Here is a 3,676-nt window from a genome sequence, read left to right as displayed (position 1 = left end):
GTCCAGTGGGTGGAGGGCTTGTAGTCGTCCGGCAGGCTTTCCGTGCCCCAGGCGTAGGTGAGGACCCAGGCGATTGCGAAGCCGACCACCCCGCCCAGCGTCTCCAGCAGGGCGTGGGACACTGCGGCCTGCCGGCCCGGCACCCAGACCTGCACGATCTCGACGAAGACGGCGACCGCCAGCACGCCGCCCAGGATGTAGGCGGGGCGCCGCTTCGGCCAGGCGAAGCGCGCCAGGAAACCGAGGGCCGCGAAGGCCAGCAGGTGGCTCATCTCCAGGCCGGGGGCGATCGTGTCGAGGAAATCGAGCACGTCCCCGATCCAGCCAAAGCGCTTCATCATCCCCGAGACAACGCTGTACGGCAGGACCATGACCCCCACCACAGCGGCCAGCAGCAGCAGCAGCAGGGCGCGCAACAACAACTTCCGACGTACAGGCATGCGGCATCATACCGACAGGTCCGGCCCACTCAACCATAAGCATTCAGCTTTACCAAAGCAACGAGGGTTGCTGTGGCACGCCCGCGCCGGTGCGGGGCGGCTCAGGGCGGGGGCAGCCGGTAGCTCGCCGGCGTGCGACCCAGCTTGATCGGCGAAGCGATGCCCTGGTAGCCCTCCAGGCGCACGGTCATGCCGCGGTGCGCGGTGTGCGGATGCGCGAGCGCCTGCGGCACGTCCAGGATCGGCGCACAGGGCACGCCCGCGGCGGACAGTTGCTGCACCAGCGCTTCGCCGTCCACGCGCGCCAGCAGGCGCACCAGTTCCTGCCGCAGGGCCTCGCGGTTGCGCGAACGCTCGCCCGCGGTAGCGAACTCGGCGCGGGCGGCGAGCCCGGCGGCCCCGAGCAGTTCGCACAGCTTGCGGAACTGGCCGTCGTTGCCGACCGCCAGGAACAGCGGCGTGGTCTCGGTGGGAAAGGCGTCGTAGGGATAGATGTTGGGATGCGCGTTGCCCGTGCGGCGCGGCGTGCCGCCGCCGCCGAACAGGTTGGCCGCATGCGGATGCAGCAGCGACAGGCCGCAGTCGAACAGGGCCGCTTCCACGAACTGGCCGCGCCCGCTGCGCTCGCGCTCCTGCAGCGCCAGCAGGATGCCGAGGGCGGCGTTCAGCCCCGTCACCATGTCCACCACCGGCACGCCCACGCGCAGCGGCGCCCCGCCCGCTTCGCCGTTGACGCTCATGATGCCCGTGAGGGCCTGGATCGCCGCGTCGTAGCCGGGCAGGCCGCCCAGCGGACCGTCGGCGCCGTAGCCGCTCACGCGGCAGTGCACCAGCCGCGGGAAGCGCTGCGAGAGCGTCTCGTAGCCGATGCCCCAGCGCTCCATCGTGCCGGTCTTGAAGTTCTCGATCAGGACGTCCGCGCCTTCCAGCAGCGCGAGCAGTTGTTCGCGCCCCGCTTCGCTGGCGAGGTCGAGGCGCAGCCCGCGCTTGTTGCGGTTCAGGCCCTTGTAGTAGGAGGCCACGCCCTGCTCGAAGGGCGGGCCCCAGGTGCGCGTCTCGTCGCCCTGCGGCGGCTCGATCTTCAGCACGTCGGCCCCGTGGTCGCCCAGGATCTGGCCGCAGTAGGGGCCGCCCAGCACGCGCGAGAGGTCGATCACGCGCAGGCCTTGCAGCGCACCGGCGGGGGTGGCGGTGGCATCCATGCTCAATCCGCCCGCGCGCCGGAAACCTTGACCACCTCGCGCCACTTGTCCACCTCGGCGCGGATGAACGCGGCCAGCTGCTCGGGGCGCTGGTCGGCCGCGATCTGCAGGCCCTGGCCTTCCAGCCGCTCGCGCACGTCCGGCTGCTTCAGCGCGCTCGCGAAGGCGCCGTTGAGGCGCTGGACCACGTCGCGCGGCGTGCCCGCCGGCGCCACGATGGCGAAGAACACGCTCACGTCGTAGTCCGGCACGCCCTGCTCCATCACGGTGGGCACGTCGGGCAGGCTGCGGGAGCGCTCCGCGGTGGTGACGCCCAGGGCGCGCAGCTTGCCCGCCTTGATGTGCGGCAGCGCGGTGAGCACGTCGGTGAACGCCATCGTCACCTGGCCGCCCAGCAGGTCGTTGAGCGCCGGCCCGGTGCCCTTGTACGGGATGTGCTGGATGTCGGTGCCCGCGCGCTGGTTGAACAGCACGCCGGCGAGGTGCGACGAGGCGCCGCTGCCCGAGGAAGCGAAGCTGAGCTTGCCGCGCTGCGCCTTCGCATACGCGATCAGCTCCTGCACGTTCTTGGCCGGCACCGCAGGATGCACCACCAGCACGTTCGGCAGCGAGCCCACGTGGATGACCGGCGCGAAGCTGCGCACCGGGTCGTAGCCGATCTTGGAATACAGGCTCACGTTGATCGCGAGCGGCGCCGACGTGCCGAACATGATGGTGTGGCCGTCCGGCTCGGCGCGGGCGACGTAGTCGGCGCCGATGTTGGCGCCGGCGCCGGGCTTGTTCTCCACCAGCACCGGCTGCGAGCCGAGCAGCGGCCGGATGGCCGTGGCCAGCGTGCGCGCCATCGCATCGGTGGGCCCGCCGGGCGCGTAGGGAATCACCAGCACGACGGGCTTGCTGGGGAACGGGGCCTGCGCATGGGCCAGGCCCAGTGCGGCGCAGCCGGCGAAGGCGGCGAAGGTACGGCGCGAAATCGGATGCATGTCTTGTCTCCTGGTTTGTTCGGGTAGCGGGTCTCTAGTCGGCGAAGGCGTTCACCTGCGCCACGTCGCCTTGCGGCAGGCCTTCGGCGAACAGCAGCGAGAGGTCGGCCCGCGGCTGGGCCTGCAGCGGGTCGGCCGGCAGCAGCTGGTGCTGCAGGGTGAGCTGCGCCAGCAGCATGCGCCGCAGCGACCCGGTGCGCGACGCCTCCCAGCCCATGCCGGCGGCGGCGGTGAGCCGGTACAGCGCGCTGGCCGCCTGCCGGGCGAGCGCCTCGTGGCCCTGCACCGCGGCGTCGCTGGCGAGCGCCTCCACCCGCGCGACGAGCCCTTGCACGATGGCGCGCGGCCGGGCGTGCCAGCGCGATTCCGCGAGCAGCTGCTCCACGTGCCGGCGCCACACCGGCAGCGAACCTTCGCGCCGGATGGCGCGGATCACGTCGAGCGCCACGATGTTGCTCGTGCCTTCCCAGATCGAGCCCAGGTGCGCGTCGCGCACGAAGCGCGGGTCGCCCCATTCCTCGATGTAGCCGCAGCCGCCGCGCACTTCCATCGCGTCGGCGGTGGCCGCGCGCGCGTCGCGGCAGGCGCGGAACTTGATCAGCGGCGTCAGGATGCGGGTGAGCGCGTAGGCGCCCTCCTCGCCCGCATCCGAGCGGCGCAGCGCCTCCGCCGTCTGGAACATCATGGTGCGGGCCTGTTCGGCGGGCAGCATGATCTTCGCCAGCTGCCGCTGCATCAGGGGCATGTCCACCAGTTGCTGGCCGAAGGCGCGCCGGTTCCGCGCGATGTAGAGGGCCTCGGCGATCGCACGGCGCATCATGCCGGCGGAGCGCATGCCGTTGGACAGGCGGGAGTTGTTCACCATGTCGGCCATCTGGGCGAAGCCGCGTCCGAGCTCGCCCACCAGCCAGGCCTTGGCGCCCTCGAAGCGGATCTCGCCGCTGGCCATCGAGCGCGACCCCATCTTGTCCTTCAGCCGAATGATGCGGTAGGCGTTGCGCGTGCCGTCCGGCAGCACCTTGGGCACCAGGAACAGCGACACGCCCTTCAT

The 3,676-nt window shown here is 71.5% G+C and carries 4 protein-coding genes; all 4 read right to left on the bottom strand.

The window, feature by feature from the left end:
* The coding region (locus VFM98_RS17390; RefSeq protein WP_325111160.1) for a VanZ family protein at nt 1-440 on the bottom strand (440 nt) is incomplete at its 3' end.
* Between the two features lie 101 nt (nt 441-541).
* Nucleotides 542-1,642, bottom strand: coding sequence for a CoA transferase (locus tag VFM98_RS17385; RefSeq protein ID WP_325111159.1), 1,101 nt, complete (start codon nt 1,640-1,642; stop codon nt 542-544).
* 2 nt (nt 1,643-1,644) lie between these two features.
* On the bottom strand, nt 1,645-2,625 hold the full coding sequence (locus tag VFM98_RS17380; RefSeq protein ID WP_325111158.1) for a tripartite tricarboxylate transporter substrate binding protein: 981 nt from the start codon (nt 2,623-2,625) through the stop codon (nt 1,645-1,647).
* A gap of 34 nt (nt 2,626-2,659) precedes the next feature.
* Nucleotides 2,660-3,676, bottom strand: a 1,017-nt coding sequence (locus VFM98_RS17375) for an acyl-CoA dehydrogenase family protein (protein WP_325111157.1), incomplete at its 5' end; no start/stop codon positions are given.

Source organism: Ramlibacter sp. (assembly GCF_035706265.1).
Lineage (GTDB): Bacteria > Pseudomonadota > Gammaproteobacteria > Burkholderiales > Burkholderiaceae_C > Ramlibacter.
Note: the sequence above shows the minus strand (reverse complement) of the source record. Positions and strands in the feature narration are given on the sequence as shown.

Excerpts from the sequence above, each read along its gene's own strand:
- VFM98_RS17385 (WP_325111159.1), bottom strand. The coding sequence starts at position 1,642 with ATGGATGCCACCGCCACCCCCGCCGGTGCGCTGCAAGGCCTGCGCGTG.
- VFM98_RS17380 (WP_325111158.1), bottom strand. The coding sequence starts at position 2,625 with ATGCATCCGATTTCGCGCCGTACCTTCGCCGCCTTCGCCGGCTGCGCC.